Raw genomic sequence first — 21,689 nt, 5'->3', positions numbered from 1 at the left:
GGGCAGGGAACACTAACGGCAGGACTTAGTTCCGTGCAACGATGTCGGCATACTGCTTGGCAGCATCGGCCGGAGACATGGACGGGTTGCTCCAGAACTGGGTGACCAGGTCCTTGATGGCGCCGACAGTCTCGCTGCTGAACGACAGTTCGGCATTCGGCGCGAGGTTGGCCGGATCCTTGAGCAGTGCGGCAGCCTTTTGCGTGCAGATGTCGGCCGAGGAAAGGTTGGCATCGAGCCGCGGAGGCAGGGCGCCCTTGACGGTGTTGAAGGCGACCTGGGTTTCCGGCGAAATCATCACGTCGACCAACAGCTTGCGGGCTGCAACCTGCGCCGGCTTGTCGCCGACGGGAAAGACGAAGGTGTCGGAGACGATGTTCAGGGTGTTATGGGTGCCGGGGGCGAGTTCGCAGCCATATTCCTTGCCTGGGGTCAGGCCGGCAGCCTGGAATTCGCCCTTGGCCCAATCGCCCATGATCTGCATGGCCGCCTTGCCGGTGATGACCATGTTGGTGGCATCGTTCCAGTTGCGGTTGACATTGCCTTCGTCGACATAGGCGCGCAGCTTGCCGAAGGTTTCGAACGACTTAACCATCAGCGGGCCGCCGGCGGCAGCGACATCATGCTTGGTGTAGACGTCGCCGTAAAAGGCATTGCCGCCGGTCGCGATCATGATCGAGCGGAAAACAAGGGCTTCCTGCCAGGCCTGTCCGCCGAAGGCGAGCGGCACGTAGCCCTTCGCCTTGATCTTGTCGGCATCCGCGAAGAATTCGTCCCACGTTGCCGGCGGCTTGATGCCGACATCGGCCAGGACCTTGGTCGAATACCACATCCAGTTGGCGGTGCCGATATCAATCGGAACGGCATAGAGGTGGCCATCGACGCTGGCCTTGTCGACGACCAGCTTGGGAAAGAACGTCTGCCATCCCTTGGTGGAGGCTATATCATCGATCGGCGCCAGGACGCCTTCCGCGACCAGCGGTTGGATTTCACCGAGATCGACGACCATCGAGGTCGGCGCATCGCCACCGGCAAGGCGGCTGAGCACGGCTGCGCGTGCGGCCTCGTAGCCGGTGACCGGGCTGTCCTTCCAGGTGCCGCCCTTCTTGGCAACACCGTCGGCGATGACCTTGATGGCGGCTGCTTCGCTGCCGCTCGTCCAATAGTGCATGACTTCGGCGGTCTGCGCGAAGGCCTGGGTGGAGAGCAGCAAGCCGATTGCGGTGCTCGCTCCGGCCAGTGACAATTTCATTCCCATTGTGGTCCCCTTATTGGTTTGACTTCCAGGACCGACTTAATTTTGTCACCTGTCAAATTGCAATTTTGATTTTATGTGCCATTGCGTCGCGAAAACCGATTTACTCTGCGAATTGGCTGAGAGGCTATTTTCTGATGACAAGCCGCGGTAGCGTCGCCCAACTTGATCTGGATCGATAAGGGGCGGGATGCGGCGGAGAACACGCCGCACTCCACATGCGATTTCACGCCAGACGGCCATGGCGGCAGTACGACGTTGGCGGTGGTCGGAAGCACACAATTGATTGCGGCGCAGATGAAACGGGCCGTAGCTTCGAAACGAAGCGCTGGCGTTACCAGGCCGCGTAAAGTTCGCCGGCTTGGAAAATCCGCCGAAGCAATTCGTCGTGGGTAGCGATGCTTTTGTCGCCTGCAAGCCGGCCCTGGACAGGAGCGGCAATGGCCTGTCTAGCAGGCTTTAGAGGTGCTTTCCCGTCTCATCCCCAATCCGTGTCGGGCTATTGGGATAAGTGTGGGACTTCAGGGTTGCGGCCCGGTCGGATGTGTGGACCGACTGTCCCATTTCGCAAAATTAAGCTCGTATGTCGAACCAACCCGCGGTGGCACGAATGACGTTCCAGAGTTTGGCTGGAAGTACAACCGTCGAAACCATGGACGAGCTTAACGCCATATCTATTTCATGACTTCTTTCGCTCTGCGCGAGCTCAACCCATCCCGGATTCATCACCAGCCCCTGACCGACGGCAACGAGGGAAAGACCTAGCTCCAGAGCATTTTGAGCCTGTTCGGGTTTTCTGACTTGGCCCGCGGCGATGACGGGTATACGGCCGGCGACGCGCTCGACGACAAGCTCAGCGACGGAACTTCCGTCGGCATCGCCAACGGGTTTGGCATGAAGCACGCTCGATAGCGACATGTGCATGTAGTCCACACCGGCCGGGATGAGACGATCAATGAGTTTGTAAGTATCACTGATCCGAAGGCCGCCTTCGTCCGCTTCTTCGGGCGAAATCCGATAGCCCAGCAAGAACGGCCGCCGTGCATGCAGATCTATGATCCGCTTCACCTCCCGGACGACCGCGAGTGGGAAGCGCATGCGGTTCTCGAATGAGCCGCCCCATTCGTCGTCCCGCTGGTTGAACAGTGGTGAGAAGAAATTCTGAATCAGAAACCCGTGCGCTCCATGCAGTTCGACGCCATCGAAGCCTGCTTCGATCGCGCGACGTGTGGCCTCGCCAAAAGCCATTATGACGTCGAGGATCTCATCATGGCTCAGAGCCCGCGGTATGACGTCCCCATTGTTGAACGCACCCGCCGCCGCCTTCAGGGCGCTCGCACTGACGATCTCGCCGCCTGGCACCAGTTCCGGTACGGCTTTGTTGCCGGCATGGAAGATCTGGAGGATAGCAGGCGCACCGCCGCTTTTGGCCGCCTCGGCCAGACGGCGCAGGCTCGGCGTGAAACTATCGCTGTGGGACGCGAACTCACCCGTGAAGCCGATGCCATTCGGCAGGACATGGGTACAGCCGGTAATCACCAGGCCGACGCCGTTAGCCCTGCGGCGATAATAGGCGACCTCTTCGTCGGAGACCGTTCCGTCCTCATTGCCAGACCATGTCGTCATGGGTGCCATGACGATCCGGTTGCGAAGGGTAATGCCGTTGGCGAAAGCGAACTCTTCGAAGAGTTTCGCATCTGTCTTGCTCATAATCTGGATGTCCTCTTGCCACTCTAACAGAGCATGGTGTTGAGCGATAAATAATGGAGGACAGGCATGCCGATTAGACGCTACAATCCGCATGAACTTAGAAATGGAATTTATGAATGAGAAAAGGCGATTTCAGCGAATTGGCGGCATTCATCACCGTCGTGGAAGAAGGAAGCTTCACCCGCGCGGCTGCGAAGCTTGGCCTCTCTCAATCCGCACTGAGCTATGCTGTTCGAATGCTCGAGCGACGTCTGGATGTGCGCTTGATTTCACGGACGACGCGCAGCCTGTCGACGACGGAGGCGGGGGAACGGCTATTTCACAGCCTGCGTCCTGCATTCGATCATATCGACAGTGAAATTGCTGCACTCACTGCCCTCCGCGATAAACCAGCGGGCACAATTCGCATCACCACCTTTCGGCACGCCGCCCGAATGGTGCTCTGGCCCGCGTTGCTGAAGCTTGCGCCTGAGTATCCTGACATCGTCGTTGAAATCAGTGTCGATGAAGGGCTCACCGATATCGTCGCTGGCCGATTTGACGCGGGCATACGGCTCGGCGAACAGGTCGAGAAGGACATGGTATCGGTGCGGGTGAGCCCTGAGGTTCGAATGGCGGTTGTCGGATCGCCCTCTTACTTTGAAAACCGGAAACGCCCGGAAACGCCGCGTGACCTGAGCAACCACTCTTGCGTCAGCTATCGGCAGAGCCGGGGCGGTGGTCTCTATGCCTGGGAGTTCGAGCGTGACGGTGTCGAGCTGGAGGCGCGCGTCAGCGGATCGCTCATTCTCAACGACAACGAGATGCTGGAAAACGCGGCCCTCGATGGACTTGGGCTGGTTTACGTCTTCGAAAGTCAGGTTTCCCAACATATTGCCGAGGGACGCTTGATCCGCGTTCTGGAAGACTGGTGCCCGCCATTTCCGGGCTATCACCTCTACTATCCAAGCCGGCGACAACACACGCCGGCCTTCTCGCTCCTGGTGGAGGCACTCCGTTACAGGGGGCCGTAGCCAGCCGTTTTGCGTCGCGGGTGTGCTGATGCGAGCGACTATCTTGGCATGCCAAGAGCTCCAAGCGTCGCTCAGTACCAGAGGGTATTTATCAATCCCGTTTCTAACCCCATGCAGAAAATGGGGCCTAATCGCTCATTGTTGCGCTCCTTATCTCCCCTCACGGGGACGGGCGTCAAAACCATTGTGCCGCTGAAGTGATCTAATTCGCTTGGGTGCAAGGTGAACTGACACGGATCGTCCTCCTTAGATGAAACGACGGCTTCGCCGCCAAATTTCAGGAGACGACTTATGGACAAAAACAAGCAAGGGATGGCTTCGAATGCTGGGGAGCATCTCGGCCTTGGTCGCCGCGATTTTTTGATCAACGCCGCGCTCGTCGGGGCGGTATTGCCCGTCACATCGTCGGCCTGGGCCGCCTCGCCGGATCAGTCCCAGATCTCTACCCTCCAGGCAGGACAAGGCCAGATGAAAACGCGCAAACTCGGAACGCTGGAAGTCTCGGAAATGGGAGCCGGATGCATGAGCATCAGTGCCAACTATGGCCCACCCGCCGATAGAGCCCAGGGTATCAACACTATTCGCGCCGCTCATGAAAACGGTGTCACCTTCTTTGATACCGCGGAAGTCTATGGGCCGTATACGAGCGAAGAGCTTGTCGGAGAAGCGTTGGCACCCATTCGCAATCAGGTGAAGATCGCGACCAAGTTCGGCTTTGCAATCGATGGCACGATCGGGCTGAACAGCCGCCCCGAACGGATCAAGCAGGTGGCGGAGGCCTCGCTCAAACGGCTGAAGACCGATCGCATCGACCTCTTCTATCAGCATCGCGTCGACCCCAACGTTCCGATCGAAGATGTGGCCGGTGCAATCAAGGATCTGATCCAGGAAGGCAAGGTTCTGCATTTCGGTCTCTCGGAGCCGAGCGCCAGGACAATTCGCAAGGCACATGCGGTCCAGCCTGTGTCGGCGGTCCAGACCGAATACTCCGTGATGGAAAGAAGCCCGGAACATAACGGCGTCCTCGCCGCATGCGAAGAGCTTGGCATCGGCTTCGTCCCTTGGGGTCCCGTTGGAATGGGCTATCTCACAGGGAAAATGGACGGGAACACGAGGTTAGACGCGAAGACCGATCTCCGATCGACATTCGATCGCTTCAGTCCTGACAACCTGGCGGCCAATATGCCGTTCGTCGAGCTGCTGAAGCAGTTTGCCGAAAAGAAAGGTGCAACACCCTCGCAGATCGCGCTTGCGTGGCTGTTGGCGCAGAAACCTTTCATCGTTCCTATCCCCGGCACCCGCAACATCGATCATCTGAAGGAGAACCTTGGCGCGCTTCGGGTCGAGCTGACGCCAGAAGACCTCCGCGAGTTCGGAACGGCCCTCTCGGCGCTGACAGTGCACGGGGCACGCATGAACGAAATGCAAATGGAGCTGGTTGACCAAACAGCCTAGGCACCTGGCCGATTGTCGCCTTGCCGGACGTCCGCGATGGGCCTGGCAAGGCGTTCTTCGGGCGAAAATGCTCATGCAGATACCGCCACCTAATCTTATCGAGTTCGCCGAAATAGGGCGGCCCCGATTGCGTGTGTCAAATCCTGCCCAGCGGGCAAAAGAGGGGAACCGTAAATGGCTGAAGCCAAACCCGAGAAAATGAATGCACCATTCGCCGCGATCTTGGGTCTTGCCGTGATCGTGGCCGCCTTTGTCTTCAGTGCCGTCTGCCTGTTCAGCTCTCCGGCAATGGCGCAGGCAACCGGAAACCGGGCCACGTTCCCCAAGAACTTCGATCAGTACGTGCTCTATGCGACCTACGATCGTGGCTCATCCAAGGAGGAAGCGTTTGCGACCCGCGAAACCCTGGAGATCGCGAAGTCCGGCCGCCCGCTTCCGCCGGGCACGCAATTGGTCCTCGGCATCTGGTCGGATTATAAACTTACCGGCTATTTCGTCATGGAGAAAGGGTTGGATTGGGGTCTCAGCGTCCCAGAGGAGCAGCGCACCGGAGATTGGCATTTTCAGCAGTTCGATACGAACATGCAGGTGAGGCGGACCGCGTTCGCCGAGCGGTGTCAGTCGTGCCACGGGTCTCAGGCAGACAATGACTTCATGTTCACGATCGACAGAATGCGGGCCTACATCCCTTGAAGCCGCTGTTTCTCTTGCGGTTGATCTTCGATTTTGTGGCGGTTGGCTTGTTGCTGGCTGCTCTGGCCTACGACTGGCTCGGCAACGCGGCGCATGAAATCATCGGTACCGGCATGTTCCTGCTGCTGATCGGCCACAACATCTTTAATCGCCGCTGGTACGGCACAATCACCAGGGGCTGGCGCGGACCGCGTAGCATCGCCACCAAAGTGATCAATCTAACGCTTCTGATCACCATGCTAATGCTGCTCGCAACCAGCGTCATCATCTCGCAGACGGTCTTCAGCTTCCTGCCATTGACCAGCAGCTTCACCTTGCGCCAGGTCCACGCGTCGGCGGCTTATCTGGCGCTTCTGATCGCTGCCGTTCACCTCGGCCTGCACTGGTCGATGATCTCGGGCGTGGTGAGCAGCCGGCTCGGCATTACGACTGAGAGCAAATTCCGCAGGGCTGTTTTACGCGTGGTCGCCATCATGATTGCCGCCTGCGGCGTTCGGAGCTTGTTTGCAGTCGATGTCGGGTCGAAGCTGTTCATGCAAACGCGCTTCGACTTCGGGGATTTCGAGACGGCGCCGCTGCCGTTCTTTCTGCACCATATGGCAATTATTGGACTGGGTGCGTTTCTCGCCCATTACGGCATGAAATCGATCAAGGACCGGAAGTGTCTGGCGGCATAGTCCCGGCCATAGCCCAGTTAAATCCCACGCCCATTTAGAAATGAAATTTCTAACTTCATGCGAATTATGCATTCTAATCAAATAGATTGAGCCGATCTATCTTCCTGAGGATCGAAGTCCGCTTCAGGGACATGCGTGCCGGTGACGAACTTTCCAGATCGGCTCTCCAATCCCTCAACTGAAAATCAAAGGATCTACACAATGAAGAAATTCGCCTTCGCCGCGGCCGCAGCCATTGTCTTGAAGCTTGCTGCACCCGCTTGTGCCCAGGAAATGCAGGCTCCCGGTTACATGATCGCCAACTACACGATCAAGGACCAGGCCGGCTACGACAAGTACATGGAAGAGGCCGGTCCGCTGGCGCCTAAATTCGGCGGCAAGATCATCGTGTTCAACCTGAATGCCACTGCGGTGGAAGGCCAACCGAAGAAGGTCATGGCCATCGCCAAGTTCCCGAGCCTGGCCGACGCGCAGCGCTTCTACAACTCCCCGGAGTACACGGCCGCGAGGAAGTTCCGCGTCGCCTCGACCGAAGGCTCCGTCATCATCACCGAAGGATTTGTCCCTCCGAAGCAATGACCGCCGAATGAGGCGGCACGAGCCCCTAAGCGCGTCCCGCCTTCCAACTGTAACGTCTCAACAAAAGCCAAGGAGCCTGACATGGGCAACCAACGTGACACGATCGTTCAGCATGAAAGCGCCAGCTCAACCAGCCGCCGCCAGCTTCTAAAGGCCGGAGCAGCGCTCGCAACTCTCCCCATTATCGCTGTCTCAGCTGCAAACGCGCATGCTGCGGACAACCAAACGGCAACAGGTGCAATCGTGACCGACGCGAAAACAGAAGAATTCATCAACGGCATGGCCGACCTGATGGCGCATTCGACCCGCACCCCCGTCCTGCGGTGGCCGAATGAATACGGCATGGACTATGAGGAGATTTTCTTCCCGGCGATGGATGGTGTGACGATCGAGGGCTGGTTCATTCCCGCCGCGTCAGACCGGTTGCTCATCTTCAATCACCCGATGCCCTGCAACCGTTATGGCTATCCCGGTCATCTGGATCCCTGGAAGAACTTCGGTGGCTTCGAGGCAAACTTCCTGCCGGAATACAAGATCCTGCATGATGCGGGCTACAACATCATTACCTACGACATGCGCAACCATGGCCGCAGCGGCACCGGCAGCGGTGGCGTCAACGCGCATGGTACGCTGGAATATCGTGACGTCATCGGTTCGCTGCGGTATGCCAAATCGCGGCCCGACACCAAGGATATGAAGACGGCCCTTTACAGCCGTTGCCTGGGCGCCAACGCCACGATCGTGGGCATGCACAAGCACCCGGCGGAATTCGCCCACATCAAGGCGATGATTGCATTGCAGCCAGTGACGCCGGCGGTCTTCGTCCAGACAGCGATGGAAAATCAGAAAATCGCAAATGGCGTCGAATTGTTCGACGCCGCTTACTGGAAGCGGACCGGCTATCACCTCGCCGACGTCTGGCCAATGGAATATGCCAGGGCCGTGACGGTTCCCACGCTGGTGGCGCAGGTTCGCAACGATTTCCTGACCAAGCCGTCCAATGTGCAGGAGATCTACGACACCCTTTCCTCGAAGGACAAGAAGCTCTTCTGGATCGAAGGCACGGACCAGCGTTTCGAGGGATACAACTACTTCGGACGCAACCCGCAGCTGGTGCTCGACTGGTTCGCCACTCACATCAACGTTGCCTAGGCGGAGAATCCTCACGCCCTAAACACGGACCTGAAGATCCAATCCTCCGGATAGTGGAGGATTGGATCTGGCAGGATTTACGGCCAGCGACAGGAAGTGTGAGGTCAGCCCACAAAGCTTCGTGTGGCGGCCTAACGGAATCGCGCACGTTTTGCTGATGCATTCATAAATCCCATTTCTAAGTTCATGCAGATAATGCCAGCTAATCCCACTCTGCCAAAAGAACTATCTTCTGGTTCATCAGGAACAGGAGTTAGACATGAGCAAGGTTTGGTTCATTACAGGGGCAGGCAGCGGTATCGGCGCCGCAACTGCCAGAGCGGCACTGAAAGCCGGTGACCGCGTCGTCGCAACCGGCCGCAACCTCGACAAGGTACGGCGCGCCCTTAGCGACGTCGCAGGTGACCGCCTCGCGTTCGTGCAGTTGGATGTCGCGAATGAGGAACAGGCGAGGACCGCGGCGGATGAAGCTGTCAAGGCATTCGGCCGTATAGACGTTCTGCTCAACAATGCGGGCTACAGCCTGCTCGGCAACTTCGAGGAGTTGAGCAGCGCCGAAATCGAAGGTCTGATGTCGACCAATTTCTACGGGGTCATGTACGTCATGCGCGCGGTCCTCCCTGTCATGCGCAAGCAGCGATCGGGCCGGATCATCAACATCAGCTCGCTTGCCGGGATCATCGGCTTCAAGCACTGCGCGGCGTATAGCGCCGCGAAATTTGCGGTTGAGGGACTCTCGCAGGCCGTTGCCCAGGAAGTCGAACAATTCGGCATCAAGATCACCGCCGTTGCACCGGGCTTCTTCCGGACGGATCTCCTCGATGCTCAAAACGCCAAATATGCAGCCAGCACGATTGAGGACTACGCGGCCGAGGGCAGCGCTGAAGACATGTGGTCAGGCTATGATGGCAAGCAGGGCGGCGATCCCGCGAAGCTGGCCGACGTCCTTGTAAACTTCGCCGGCTTGGAAAATCCACCCAAGCAATTCGTCGCCGGAAGCGATGCTCTTGCGGCCTATAAGCCCGCCCTGGAAGGGCAACTCGTTGAGTTACGCGCATACGAGGAGTTGTCCAAGTCGACAGACGGTTCTTTCTGACGATCGGCACCTCGGATAGCAGTGGAAATTATCATCTGCATATCCGAGGTCTAGTCGCCTGGCGCACAGGGTCCGCGAGCTTTAATCCCTGTAGGAGCGGCAATGGCGGCTTGCGTGCTATCCAAAAGATACACGTCGCCGAGCTCGCGGCGGTCGCCGGCATTTCACCGAACCATTTCGTCTTAATGGTCGCCAGGACATTTGGCATGCCGCCGCATTGCTATCTGATCAACCTGTGCCTGGACTTTGCCGAAAACGCTTGCCCTGGGAGGGCCATGCGTAGCGAGAACGCTATTCCGTCCAATTCGCGATCGAGGCTGGTGCTACCCTCACCATGTCATTGAAATATTAGCCGTCTGAAGTCAGTGTGGCAAAGTGGATACACCTGTCGCTGGCTAAGCAAGAAGCCGTAATTTCCTAAAAATAGTCCGTAATTTTCTAAAATACCGGCGTCATGAATGGAGCGATGCTCACCATCGTAACCATTCGGTGCGCTATGGACACTCAATTCTCAGGTTTTGAAATCTTTGCTCCGAAAGTCGAGGTAGCCCGGACTGCCTTGCAACGGCAATGCGCCGACCGCCTCACCGGCGCTGAACTCGATCAACTATTTGCCTGCCTTGCCTATGAGTTGACCTCCCCGGCCTATGTCGAACGGGAGCCGGCTCTTCAATTCGATATTTGCCGTGCGGTGGTCGCGGTACGGAGTGGTTTGTCCGGTTTCCAGCATGCTGGCAAAGCCAGGACCAAACAGGATCAGATCTGACAGGACTTGTATCGCGTGATGGATTTCGCCGCCGGCATCGAATGTGCCCGAGGCGTCGATCATCCGTGACCTGCGTGTAGTGCCATACAGCTAACCCTTACGAATTCGGCAATGCCGATGTTTCAATCGATCGGGAGAGTCCGCATGAACACTGACAAGATTATTATCTTTGATACGACATTGCGCGACGGCGAGCAAAGCCCCGGCATCAACCTCGACGCCAGTGAAAAGGTCGAGATCGCGCTTATGCTCGAAGGTCTGAAGGTCGACGTAATCGAGGCCGGCTTTGCCGTCTCCAGTCCCGGCGAGTTCGACGCGATCAAAGCCGTGGCACGCGTCGTAAAAGACAGTACGATCTGCAGCTTGAGCCGCGCGGTCGAGCGCGACATCGACCTGACGGCGGAAGCTGTGTCGGGCGCGGCGTCCTCCCGTATCCATATCGTGCTGGCGACCTCGCCCATTCACATGAAATACAAGTTGCAGATGATACCGGAAAACGTGCTCGAACATGCCGTTCGCGCGGTGCACCACGCGCGGCGCTATTCCGAGGATATCGAGTTTTCCTGCGAGGATGCGAGCCGGTCGGAGCCGGAGTTTCTTGCACGCTTCGTGGAACAAGTGATCAAAGCCGGTGCGACCACGGTCAGCCTGCCGGACACGGTCGGCTACGCGACACCGCAAGAATATGGCAAGCTGTTCACCTATCTGCGCAATGTCGTGCCGAACGCGGACAAGGCCGTGTTCTCCGCGCATTGTCACAATGATCTGGGCATGGCTGTTTCCAACTCGCTTGAAGCAACCCGGCAGGGGGCGCGCCAGATCGAATGTACGATCAACGGCATCGGCGAGCGCGCGGGCAATGCGTCGCTCGAGGAGATCGTCATGGCGCTGCATACACGCGAGGATTTCTTCCGATGCCAGACGTCGATCGAAACCCGCCGGTTGACCGCTGCATCGCGGCTCGTCTCGGAGATCACGGGCTTTGTTGTGCAGCCGAACAAGGCGATCGTTGGCAAGAATGCGTTCTCGCACCAGTCCGGCATTCATCAGGATGGCATGCTGAAGAACCCGTTGACCTACCAGATCATGACGGCAGCGGAGGTCGGCGCCGACGAGTATCGGCTGGTGCTGGGGAAGAATTCGGGGCGTAACGGCTTTCGCATGTACATGCGTGCGCTGGGCGTCGAGTTCGGCTCCGACGCGGATCTTGATCTCGCTTTCTCCCGCTTCAAGGATATCGCCGATCACAAGGCATCGCTTTGCGATGAGGATCTTCTGGCGACGGTTGCGGGTATGGACGCGCTCTCCAGGGAAAAACACATCGCATAATTCTGCTTCCAGAACATGGCATCGGACCGGTTGTGTGTCGGAACCATGTTTGCTCCGGACCGGCGCTGGTCTGGGGAGGTGGACGTCAATGCTTCACAGGACTGACGAACAGAGGTCATAGCGGAAAGGCGAGCAAATGACGGTGAATCTTCCGGTCGAAACGACAAGCGATGTTCGGGCCATCAAGCTGAAAACAGGATATGAATTCCTGATCGACACACTCAGGACCTGGCATGTGCATCACTATGCCGGCGTTACGGGGGGAGGGGTCATCCATTTGCTCAAACATCTCGAGCCGATGCGTATCCCCGACGACGGTGCCGAAACCCCGGTTTTCTTCAATATCGGAGAATATGTCGCCGGCTTCATTCCCCTTGGATACTATCTTGCGAGCGGGAAGATCAGCGCCGCTATCGCAACGACGGGAGCTGCAACGCGGTTGCTGACCTGCGGCCTGAGTGACGCGAAGCTGCACAATATTCCCGCGATCTACCTTATTCCTCTCAGCCCGGAAGATACGCGACACCGCGCACCGCTGCAGGACACGAGCCCCGAGGGTGCCGGTGTCGTGGCCCAGATGAAGGCCGAGCTGCCGTCCGGCACATTCGTCCTGGACGATCCAGACCGTATCGAAGAACAACTTGAGCAGGCCCGCAAGCATCTCGATCAGGGCTCACCCATCGCACTTCTGATGCCGCCGGAGGCACTCGGAAAGATGGTGCCTGAGCCGAGCTATAGGCTTTGGCACGCTGACGACGTCAATAAGCCGAACAACATCGACCAAGCGTCGCTTGCCCATTTTCTGGCCGAGTTCCCGCGGCAAGCGACTGGGCGTCGGGTGATCGTGCTCGCCGGGGAAGAGGCGGCCATGTATCCGCACATGCCTGTCCTCACCACACGTTTGTGCAAAGCATTACAGGCGCCAATCGTCTGGAGCATAAACGGGGCGAATGCGGTGGCGCGCAATAATACCTTCGGTTTCGGCTATCTGGGCTTCGGCGGCAATGATCGCGCGATGCAGCTCTGGAGAAGTCTCGGTCCTGACGATATTGTCATTACCCTTGGGTTTTGCCCTGACGAGTACACCCTGAATTTTTCTGACATACCCGCCCATACGACATGGAATTTCACCAATCTGGCCGCCCCATACGGCAGCGTTGGGGGCGAGTTTCGGCATCGTGTAAGCGGCGAATATTTCGATGTTCGAGGGCCGATCGATCAGGTTCTGAGCGCAGCGATCGACCGGCTCGAGGATATCCGGCCGCTGCGCCCTCCGGCACCGGCTTTTGTGGCCGATCTCAATGATCGCGAAATCATGCCGCCGCGCGCCGGGACAATCGATATCGCCCGATTTTACCAGGAGCTCGATCGTCAATGGCTGCCGGGAAGCATTGCATTCGACGATGTGTGTCTCGCCTACAAGGACCGTCAGTATGTCACGCAGCGCCCGCATCCGAACGTCCGCTTCCATTCGCTTTATCGCGGTTCGGCCATGGGCGGGGCATTCGGGACGGCAATCGGCGCAAAGCTTGCAAAACCGGAAGCGACTGTTTTCGCTTTCACGGGCGATGGATGCTTCCGGTTGATCGCCGGTTGTCTGGCCGAAGCGCGATCATTGGGAATCGTCCTGTTCGTGCTGGACAACGGCGCGCTCGGCATCATGGTGCAAGGCCTGCCGGTGGTCATTCCAGACTATTCATCCTCCCGCTATCACAGCGATCTGCACCGCATCGACTTTGGATCGATGGCGCGCGCTTGCGGTTGGGAAAGCCGCAAGCTGATGCCGGATCTAAGCAATCTGTCTGAGATCATGCGCGAAAGCTACAGCCCGGGTCATCCATCCATATTGGTTGAGGTCCCCGTCGACGCAGAGCAGGTGGCGGGACAAAATCCGCGGGCTAACAATCTTTAGCGCTAACCCCATTCATCCATATCGCCGGTCGCGCAAAATGCATTTCCATTACGGGGAGCGCCATGAACACGGGCACTGATCTGGATTTCTTCAATCTCCTTTCGGAGAGCTATTTTAAATTCACAAAGGAATTGCTGGTGTCCGAAGAGCGGGATGCTTCCATTGCCGCGCGCTGGCTTTATGAGGAGGCACCCTTCTGTCTGTTGGCTCACAATATGGATGCCGATCCCCGTTTCATCTATGCGAACAGGACGGCACAGGCATGTTTCGAATACAACTGGGATGAATTCACGGCACTTCGATCGCGCTTCTCCGCCGAAGCACCGGATCGCGAAGAGCGTCAGCGCTTGCTCGATGCTGCCAAACGGGACGGCTATATCACGGAGTATCGCGGGTTTCGCGTAGCAAAATCAGGACGGCGATTCTGGGTCGATCACGTAACGCTTTGGCAATTGATCGACGAGAACGGGAGGTTGCATGGACAGGCGGCTCTTATCCCTTATTGGCATGACGTTTGAGTCGGGCGGACGAGTTTCGTGCGGCTCCTGACCATCCCGGCTCGGTTGCAAAGTCCGGCTGTAATCTGCCGATGATGGAGAGCATGACGAATATGGCACGCCCCCGTGGAATGATCCGGCTTTAATGTTCGTGCATGCTTGGCCGCCGGGTCAGACATGCTGGCCGCCATTGATGTGGATCTCTGCACCATTGATGTAGGCGGATGTATCGCTGCACAGGAAGTGAATGGTTTCGGCGACCTCCCGTGGTGTGCCAAGTCTCTTCATCGGGACGTTAGTTTCAACCAGAAGATCCGTGCCGGGAGACAGGATCGAGGTCGCAATCTCGCCAGGTGCGATGGCATTGGCACGAACGCCGTGTGGGCCGAATTCGTGGGCGATTTCCCGTGTGAGCGCTGCAAGACCGGCCTTCGAGGCGGCATAGGCGACGCCGGCAAAGGGATGCACCCTTGAGCCGGCGATCGAGGTCACATTGACGATTGATCCCTGCGCGGCCTCCAGCTCAGGCAGCAAGGCCCGCGCGAGCAGGGCGATCGAGACGAGATTGACATTGAGGACTGTCGTCCAAGTCTGCGCATCGGAGGCGCTGACACCGAGGCGCGCGCCATTTGGGCCTTTCGGCGAAATTCCCGCGTTGTTCACCAGCGCATGCAGTGCCGCGCCGTTCAAGCGGTCGCGAACGTCGGCCACCAGCTGATCGATTTGCGTGAGATCGGCCAGATCAGCCTGGATATGGCTTTCCCGGGCCGATGGCCAGCGGCACTCCTCGGAGAAAGGCTGCCGCGAAACCGTTAGAACGCGCCAACCTTTCTCTAGGAACAATTTTACCGTGGCATGTCCAATGCCGCGGCTGGCACCGGTCAAGAGCATGTAGCGCTGTGTCATTGTAGGCCTCTTCTGGATGCCGTAGGCATCAAATGTCTCAACGACGTCTCATTCGATATCAGTCGATGAAGGTATTGGCGTTCAAGTTGCCGGCGCGAATAGACTATCCTGCTGCCGCTGAACTGCAACTCTGACCGTTGACGAGATCGAGTTTCATCAGGTCTTCGTGGGCTTTGCTGGCGCCTTGTCCGGCCAGAACCGCACGCCAGGACGGGCGAGGCCACCACCGAGCGCGGCCACAGTGCCGTCAGCGCGCCAGCAGGCGGCGCCGGTCATCGTGTCGCCAAAGGCGATCGCGTTCATCCCGCCGCCGATATGCGGCATCACTCGGACGTCGTGCCCGAGTTCTTCGAGCTTCGTCTTTTGCGGCGCGTAGGCCTGTTCGATCTCCACTTCCTGGCCCTGCGTCCAGATTCTGGGCGCTTCCACGGCTTCTTGCAGGCTCATCTTGTGATCGATCAGGTTGACGATGGCCTGCATGGCCGAGGGGAAAATTCGTAGGCCACCGGGCAGACCGAGCGCAAAAACCGGAGCGCCGTCTTTCATCAGGATCATCGGCGCCATGGATGTCGGCACCCGCTTGCCCGGGACCACCGAGAGCGCGTGGCCGGGATGCGGGTCAAAATTGCTCATGTAGTTGTTGGGAATGATGCCGGTGCCGGGTACGGCCAGTCGCGCACCGAAGAGCCCGTTGATCGTATGCGTGGCGCTGACGATGTTGCCGTCGCGATCGGCGACGGTGATATGGGTGGTGTCGTGGCTTTCATAGCCCGGCGCATAGGGCGCCGGCAGGCTCGCGGAGTGACTGATCTGGGCGCGGCATTCGGCGGCATAGGCCTTCGAGATCAACCGCTCGACCGGCACATCGACGAAGGCCGGATCGCCCGAGTGTTCACGCCGGTCGGCAAAGGCGATGCGGATGACCTCGGCGAGAAGATGCAGGGAAGCGGGGCTGCCAAAGCCCATGCCCGCCACGTCATAGGCTTCAAGCATGTTCAGCATCTGGGTGATATGCACGCCGGAGGAGGCTGGCGGCGGTGGCCCGGCGATCTCGAACCTGCGATAGCTGCCGATGATCGGCTTGCGCTCGATCGGGCGGTAGGCCCGCAGATCGGCTTCCGTGACCCAGCCGGCATCTTCGCCGCCAGTCTGCATCCTTGCGGCCAACGCCGCGCCAAGGGCGCCGCCGTGCAGGGCTGCGGCTCCTTCACCCTGGATCAGCCGCAGGCTTTCGGCATAATCACCCATGACGAGGCGCTCGCCTGGTGCCGGTGCCCCGCCGCCGGGCATGAGAATGCGGGCGATTTCTGCATCCTGGGACAATTCACCGGCGGCCTCGGCAATCGCGCCAGAGAGATAATGGGTGACGGCAAAGCCGCGCGAGGCCAGTCGGATCGCTGGCTCGACAACATCCGCAAAAGGCAGCTTGCCATAGCGCGCCTGCATATCGCACCAGCCCGCCAGATTGCCGGGAACGGCAACCGAGGACGCACCGATGATGTTGCGTCGCCCCTTGGCGTCCATGTAACGCGCCGGTTCATCCGAAACCGGTTCATAGATTTCGGGGTGCATGGTTGCTGCCGCCGAAGACAGGGCGTCGATCACGACATGTCGCCCATCCGCGAGCCGCAGATGCGATAGGCCGCCGCCGGCAATACCGACCATCATCGGCTCCACCACGGTCAGTGCCAGCAGTGCAGCGACCGCGGCATCCACAGCATTGCCGCCTGCCGACAGCATCTCGAAGCCTGCCGCCGAGCCCAGAGGGTGGTTGCTTACCACCATGCCGCCCGCGCCGCTGGCCGGGGATTTTTCGCAGGTGAAGGGTAAGCGGGCAGGGGTCATGTTGGATCTCAATTCAAAGGGCGCTGTCGTCACCGCAGGTTAACCGGGGCACGGCGCTCCGGCTAGAGAGAGCACGGATCATAGGAGCTTTGCCAGAACTTTAGCAGTCGCGCCCGACAGATCGCCGAGCTTGACGCCGGTTTCGCGAACGCTCGCTTCGCGTGCCTTGCCGCGGGTCTGCGTGTCGATGGCTTTCCGTGCTTCTGATGCCACTTCGTCTGGTGAAAGAACGATCACACCGCTTTCGTCTGCTAGAACGGCGTCGCCTGGCATGACCACGGTATTGCCGACCGAGACCGGAACGTTGATCGCACCGCCGAGGTCATAGATACGGGTGGTGATCGGCGAGATGCCGCGGCACCACATCGGGAAATCCGACTGGACGATTTCTTCAAGGTCGGTGCAGGGGCCGTCGACCACGGCGCCCACCGCACCCGCCGCTTTCGCACCAACCGTCACGCCACCGCCCCAGCAGGCATAGCGATCGTCGTGCAGCCGATCGACGATGACGAAGTCACCCGGACGGATGAGGCTCAGCAGATGGTGCAGCAGGGTGGAATCGGGGCCAGGGATGGCGATGGTGACGGCGGTCCCCACGACGCGCCGGCCCGGAATCAGGGGCTGGATCTGCCGGTTCAGAAAGCCGAAATGCCGCCAATGGCCGAGCGTTGCGGTTTCGACCTGAGCCAGAAGAGCGAGGTCTTCCTTGGCGATTTGTGCTGGCATCGGATTGATTTTATAGCTCATTTTCGGATCCAATCTGTGACATGAAAGTTAACGGTCAAAGGCCTTGGCAAAACCAATGCTGCGTTCGACGACCAAGACGATGGCAAGCGAGAGCGCGATCATCAGCACCGCCAGCACGGCCACCATCGGATCGGTCCGCTCGTCGACATAGCGGTAGAGGGCAACAGGCAAGGTCTGCAGCCGCGGCCCAACGATAAAGAGCGACAATACGATCTCGTCGAAGGACAGAATGAGGGCGATGGCACTGGAGGCGATCACGCCGGGTGTCAGCCGCGGCAGGGTAATTTGCATGAAAACCTGCAACGGCCGGGCGCCGAGCGTCATCGCCGCCTCATCGACATCCGTCCCGAGGTTGCTGAGTGCCGTCTGGAGGATGCGGATGCTGAACGGAAGCGTCATGACAAGATGCGCGAGCACCAGGCCAGGATAGGTGGCGACCAAGCCGGCCGGGGTGAAGACCATCAGGATCCCCAGTCCGAGCATCATGGCTGGCAAGACCAGCGGCGCGATAACCAGGCTGCGGATCAGATTGCGGCCCGGAAAATCAAGCCGCACCAGCGCATAGGCGGCCGGCAGTCCAAGCGCGAGGCTGAGAGCGGCGACAATCATCGCAATCAGCGCACTGTTGCGGAACCCCTGCATGAAGCCGGTATTGCCCAGCACGGCTCCATACCATTTCAGGCTCCAGCCCGAGGGCGGGAAGGAGAGATAGCTGTCGGCGCTGAACGAGATGACGAGGATGATCGCCATCGGCATGAACACGATGCAAAAGACCAGGGTGACATAGGTGCGGGAGAGCCAGGAGAGGAGCGTCGTCATTCTACGCCCTCCGGGTCAGCAGTCGAAGGAGGAGGCCGGTCAGTCCCATCGCGATAACAAAAAACGCCAGCATGAGAAAGGAAAGCGCCGCCGCTGTCGGCCAATCGAGCGAGACAAGCGCAAGATCATAGACCTCTGTCGCCAGCAGGAACACCCGGCCGCCGCCGAGCAGCGATGGCGTGATGAAGGACGAAACACAGAGCACGAAGCCGATCGTCAGTCCGGCAAGGATCGCCGGCAGGCTGAGCGGCAGGGTGACCTGCCAGAATACCGCCTGTGGCGGCGCGCCGAGCGACATGGCCGCGTCGTCCAGCCGTCTGTCCAGCTTGCCAAGCCCGGCCGCGATGGTGAGGAACATGTAGGGCATGATACTTTCAGACAGGCCGATGATCACACCCGAATAGTTATTGACCATGTGCAGCGGCTCCGTTGTCAGCCCGGAAATTCGCAGCAGGTGGTTGACCGGGCCGTCGTCTCCAAGAGTTACCAGCCAGCCGAAGGATCGCACCACGGCCGAAATCAACAGTGGCGATGCGGCGAGCACTGTCAGCGGCGTTCGCCAGCGCGAAGTCATTCTCGAGAGCGACAACGCCATGGGATAGGCGAGCAGGAGCGCGACCACGGAGCAGGTGATCGACACACGCAGGGTCCGACCCAGAAGGTCCAGGTAATAGCTATCCTGGAGGATGCCGATGTAGGTCTGCAGGCTGACCGCCTTGGTAATTGCCCCGTAGTCCGAAATGTTCAACGACATGCGGAACAGCCACAGGATCGGGGCAATGAAGGAAATGATCAGCACGATCAGCACCGGGCTGAGAAGCAGCCACGGCGTGAATCTTGTGCTGCTGCCGGGAACGGTAAAGCGGTTCATGCGGCAAAGATCCGCATATCGGTGGATCGCCAGCTAAGCGCCACCTCGGCCCCCGGTTGCGCGAGTTGCGCCTCGTCGCTGCCGGGACGAAGCTCGGCGACCAACGTCTGGCCTCCGGCCAGTTCCAGCTCCACCTCGATAATGCTGCCTACGAAGACGCTGCGGATCACGCGCGCCGTCAGGCCGCCATCCGGTTTGCCGAGCTGGATGGCGTGGGGCCGGACCATGGCGGAAAGTTTAGCGCCGTCGGCGGCGTCTTTGGGCAGCTCTTCGGCGCGTGGAGCGGGAAGTAACTGACCCTTATGGCTTAGCTGCGGCATACTCGCCACATGGCTGAGCGTGGCCGAGACACTATTGGCACGCCCGATGAAGCCCGCCACGAAGGGTGTTGCAGCCTTGTCATAGACCTCGACAGGCGTTCCTATCTGTTCGAGCCGGCCGCCATTCATCACCGCAATCCGGTCGCACATGGTCAGTGCTTCCTGCTGATCATGCGTGACAAACAATGTCGTGATGCCGGTTCGTGTCTGAATATCGCGGATTTCGAAGCGCATCTCGTCGCGCAGTCGCGCATCGAGGTTTGACAAGGGCTCATCGAGCAGCAGGATCTCGGGCTCGATGACAATGGCGCGGGCGATGGCGACACGCTGCTGCTGGCCACCTGAAAGCTCGGCGGGGCGACGGCTGCCGAACCCTTCGAGCCGCACCGCGCGCAATGCCTCCGTGACGCGCGCTGCGGTCTCCTCCTTGCCGACTTTGCGCAGGCGCAGCCCAAAGGCAACGTTCTGGGCCACTGTCATATGAGGAAACAGGGCATAGGACTGGAACACCAGACCGAGGTTGCGCTCCCAAGGAGGCCGCGACACGATGTTCTCGCCGCCGATGATGATCTGCCCGGAAGTGGGGGCCAGAAGCCCCGCGAACATCCGCAGCGTCGTGGACTTGCCGCAGCCGGACGGACCCAGGAGCCCGATGAACTCGCCCTTTGCTATGTCGAAAGATAAGGAGTCCACTGCCGGGCGCTCACCGCCGTAGTCGAAGGTAAGCTTGTCGATCTGGATATGGGCGGGGGATGCGGCGAGTTTCATCGGTCCGTCCTGCTGGTTTACTTGCCGGCCGAGATGATCTGGCGCTTCCAAATCTGGTTCCATTCATCCGATTTTGTCGCAGCCCAGCCCCAGTCGAGTGGCAGCGTCTTGTCGAGCTGGCCTGCCACAGTGCGGGCCGTGGCTGCTTCACTGACCTTGGCCTTGGCATTCACCGGCGCGTAGAACATCGCTTCCGTGAACGCGGCCTGGGCATCGGGAGACAGCGCATAGTCGATGAAGGCCTTGGCGGCGACCGGGTTCTTGGAACCCTGTACGAGATTGATGGTATTGATCTGTAGGATGGTGCCTTCCTTCGGCAGCATGACCCCCAGTTTGCCCTTGGATTGATCGGCATAATACTGGCCGCGCGCATTCCAGCCGGTGCCCAGGACGTCGGTGCCATTGATGACCAGCGTGTAGGCGTCAGGTTTCGGGTCGAAGGTCTGGACCCCCGGTGCCATCTCGGCAAGCTTGGCAGCGGATTGCTTGACGGACTTGGTATAGTCTTCTCCCAGCATGGCCGAAGTCATCACCATCAGGCCCGAGCCGAGGATGGAGGGCATCGAAGTCACAGCCATCTTGCCGGCATACGTCTTGTCCCAGAGCACTTGGAGAGAGGTCGGCGCGGTTGGAAAGGCTTCGGTATTGTAGATCACGACGAGGTTGTCGAAGGTTACCGCCGGGCCAAAACCTTCCTTGACGATTGCCTGCGGCACCAGATCAGCAAGGCTCGGCACGTCAGCCTTGGTCAGCGGCGCGAGCAAGCCTTCCTTGTCGCCGATCAGCGAGGTGGAGACGTCGAAGATCACCACATCCGTTTGCGGATCGCCGGCCTGCGAGCGAAGGTTGCCCAGCATCGCCGACGAGGCGGGGGAGGGGAAATAGTTCACCTTCACGTTGGGGTACTTTGCCAGGAAGGGTTTGATGACCGCTTCGTTGTACTTGTCCTGAAAGATCCCGGAATAAGCGGTAAGCGTGATCTCGCCCGAGACATCGGAGGATTGCGCGTGTGCGGCGGTAGAGAGCAGCGCGGTAAAGATGATGGCGGGAACAAGACGGATACTCATCAACAAATTCTCCTGTCGGGTGAAGCGGCCCGGTTGTCGAAATGGCTGCCAGGATGGCAAGCAGCACGGTGAGGCACGAATCGGCCAGACCTTTCAGCGCCCGAATGGTCCGTCGCGGAGAAGGTGATGGGAGGTTCAAACGATCCACTGCCCCGCGATGCAACGATCTCGGGTAGACAAAGTCCAATCGAATTTTCTTAGTGTCGACATCA

20 protein-coding genes are annotated in these 21,689 nt (G+C 59.2%); 11 read left to right on the top strand and 9 right to left on the bottom strand.

The annotated features are described in order from the left end of the window. Window positions 1-25 precede the first annotated feature (25 nt). Both AC1RO0_RS14310 and AC1RO0_RS14305 read right to left on the bottom strand, forming a co-directional pair. Window positions 26-1,252: an ABC transporter substrate-binding protein gene (locus AC1RO0_RS14310; protein WP_498593559.1), complete on the bottom strand. Its 1,227-nt coding sequence runs from the start codon at window positions 1,250-1,252 to the stop codon at window positions 26-28. Window positions 1,253-1,828: 576 nt separating this feature from the next. Beyond that, window positions 1,829-2,965: an NADH-dependent flavin oxidoreductase gene (locus AC1RO0_RS14305; protein WP_498593558.1), complete on the bottom strand. Its 1,137-nt coding sequence runs from the start codon at window positions 2,963-2,965 to the stop codon at window positions 1,829-1,831. A gap of 116 nt (window positions 2,966-3,081) precedes the next feature. On the opposite strand from AC1RO0_RS14305, the gene AC1RO0_RS14300 reads away from it, so the two are divergent. From AC1RO0_RS14300 to AC1RO0_RS14250, 11 genes are all read left to right on the top strand, one after another. Further along, window positions 3,082-3,978 carry a LysR family transcriptional regulator gene (locus AC1RO0_RS14300; protein ID WP_498593557.1) on the top strand — a complete coding sequence of 299 codons (897 nt, stop codon included), beginning with the start codon at window positions 3,082-3,084 and terminating at the stop codon, window positions 3,976-3,978. 291 nt (window positions 3,979-4,269) lie between these two features. Further along, on the top strand, window positions 4,270-5,433 hold the full coding sequence (locus tag AC1RO0_RS14295) for an aldo/keto reductase (protein WP_498593556.1): 1,164 nt from the start codon (window positions 4,270-4,272) through the stop codon (window positions 5,431-5,433). A gap of 174 nt (window positions 5,434-5,607) precedes the next feature. Next, window positions 5,608-6,126 carry a cytochrome P460 family protein gene (locus AC1RO0_RS14290; RefSeq protein WP_498593555.1) on the top strand — a complete coding sequence of 173 codons (519 nt, stop codon included), beginning with the start codon at window positions 5,608-5,610 and terminating at the stop codon, window positions 6,124-6,126. Continuing rightward, window positions 6,123-6,803, top strand: a complete 681-nt coding sequence (locus tag AC1RO0_RS14285; RefSeq protein ID WP_498593554.1) for a DUF4405 domain-containing protein — start codon at window positions 6,123-6,125, stop codon at window positions 6,801-6,803. The genes AC1RO0_RS14290 and AC1RO0_RS14285 overlap by 4 nt, the downstream gene beginning before the upstream one ends. Window positions 6,804-7,004: 201 nt before the next feature. Continuing rightward, window positions 7,005-7,382 carry a DUF1330 domain-containing protein gene (locus AC1RO0_RS14280; RefSeq protein ID WP_498593553.1) on the top strand — a complete coding sequence of 126 codons (378 nt, stop codon included), beginning with the start codon at window positions 7,005-7,007 and terminating at the stop codon, window positions 7,380-7,382. A gap of 81 nt (window positions 7,383-7,463) precedes the next feature. After that, window positions 7,464-8,534: an alpha/beta hydrolase family protein gene (locus tag AC1RO0_RS14275; protein WP_498593552.1), complete on the top strand. Its 1,071-nt coding sequence runs from the start codon at window positions 7,464-7,466 to the stop codon at window positions 8,532-8,534. Window positions 8,535-8,793: 259 nt separating this feature from the next. Continuing rightward, window positions 8,794-9,630 (top strand): SDR family oxidoreductase, encoded by an 837-nt coding sequence (locus AC1RO0_RS14270; protein ID WP_498593551.1) that lies wholly within the window; start codon window positions 8,794-8,796, stop codon window positions 9,628-9,630. Between the two features lie 466 nt (window positions 9,631-10,096). Then, the gene (locus AC1RO0_RS14265) at window positions 10,097-10,396 is read left to right on the top strand and encodes a hypothetical protein (RefSeq protein WP_498593550.1); all 300 of its coding nucleotides are present in this window, start codon (window positions 10,097-10,099) and stop codon (window positions 10,394-10,396) included. Between the two features lie 144 nt (window positions 10,397-10,540). Then, window positions 10,541-11,725 (top strand): 2-isopropylmalate synthase, encoded by a 1,185-nt coding sequence (locus tag AC1RO0_RS14260; protein ID WP_498593549.1) that lies wholly within the window; start codon window positions 10,541-10,543, stop codon window positions 11,723-11,725. A 136-nt stretch (window positions 11,726-11,861) separates the two neighbouring features. Beyond that, window positions 11,862-13,637 (top strand): thiamine pyrophosphate-dependent enzyme, encoded by a 1,776-nt coding sequence (locus tag AC1RO0_RS14255; protein ID WP_498593548.1) that lies wholly within the window; start codon window positions 11,862-11,864, stop codon window positions 13,635-13,637. Between the two features lie 62 nt (window positions 13,638-13,699). Continuing rightward, the gene (locus AC1RO0_RS14250; protein ID WP_498593547.1) at window positions 13,700-14,155 is read left to right on the top strand and encodes an MEKHLA domain-containing protein; all 456 of its coding nucleotides are present in this window, start codon (window positions 13,700-13,702) and stop codon (window positions 14,153-14,155) included. A 150-nt stretch (window positions 14,156-14,305) separates the two neighbouring features. Here the strand turns inward: AC1RO0_RS14250 and AC1RO0_RS14245 are convergent, their stop codons facing one another. The 7 genes from AC1RO0_RS14245 to AC1RO0_RS14215 form a co-directional block, all read right to left on the bottom strand. Continuing rightward, complete coding sequence (locus AC1RO0_RS14245) at window positions 14,306-15,040, bottom strand: SDR family NAD(P)-dependent oxidoreductase (protein ID WP_498593546.1); 735 nt, start codon at window positions 15,038-15,040, stop codon at window positions 14,306-14,308. A 156-nt stretch (window positions 15,041-15,196) separates the two neighbouring features. Further along, window positions 15,197-16,885: a gamma-glutamyltransferase gene (gene ggt / locus AC1RO0_RS14240; protein ID WP_498593545.1), complete on the bottom strand. Its 1,689-nt coding sequence runs from the start codon at window positions 16,883-16,885 to the stop codon at window positions 15,197-15,199. 78 nt (window positions 16,886-16,963) lie between these two features. Further along, complete coding sequence (locus AC1RO0_RS14235; protein WP_498593544.1) at window positions 16,964-17,632, bottom strand: RraA family protein; 669 nt, start codon at window positions 17,630-17,632, stop codon at window positions 16,964-16,966. 27 nt (window positions 17,633-17,659) lie between these two features. After that, complete coding sequence (locus AC1RO0_RS14230) at window positions 17,660-18,451, bottom strand: ABC transporter permease (protein WP_498593543.1); 792 nt, start codon at window positions 18,449-18,451, stop codon at window positions 17,660-17,662. A 1-nt stretch (window position 18,452) separates the two neighbouring features. Beyond that, window positions 18,453-19,322, bottom strand: a complete 870-nt coding sequence (locus AC1RO0_RS14225) for an ABC transporter permease (protein ID WP_498593542.1) — start codon at window positions 19,320-19,322, stop codon at window positions 18,453-18,455. After that, entirely contained in the window at window positions 19,319-20,410 is a 1,092-nt protein-coding gene (locus AC1RO0_RS14220) for an ABC transporter ATP-binding protein (protein WP_498593541.1), read from the bottom strand. Before AC1RO0_RS14220 ends, AC1RO0_RS14225 begins: the two co-directional genes overlap by 4 nt. Before the next feature lie 17 nt (window positions 20,411-20,427). Then, on the bottom strand, window positions 20,428-21,477 hold the full coding sequence (locus tag AC1RO0_RS14215) for an ABC transporter substrate-binding protein (RefSeq protein WP_498593540.1): 1,050 nt from the start codon (window positions 21,475-21,477) through the stop codon (window positions 20,428-20,430). Window positions 21,478-21,689: the final 212 nt, after the last annotated feature.

It is taken from the genome of Rhizobium sp. GW821-FHT14E12 (assembly GCF_058803745.1).
Note: the sequence above shows the minus strand (reverse complement) of the source record. Positions and strands in the feature narration are given on the sequence as shown.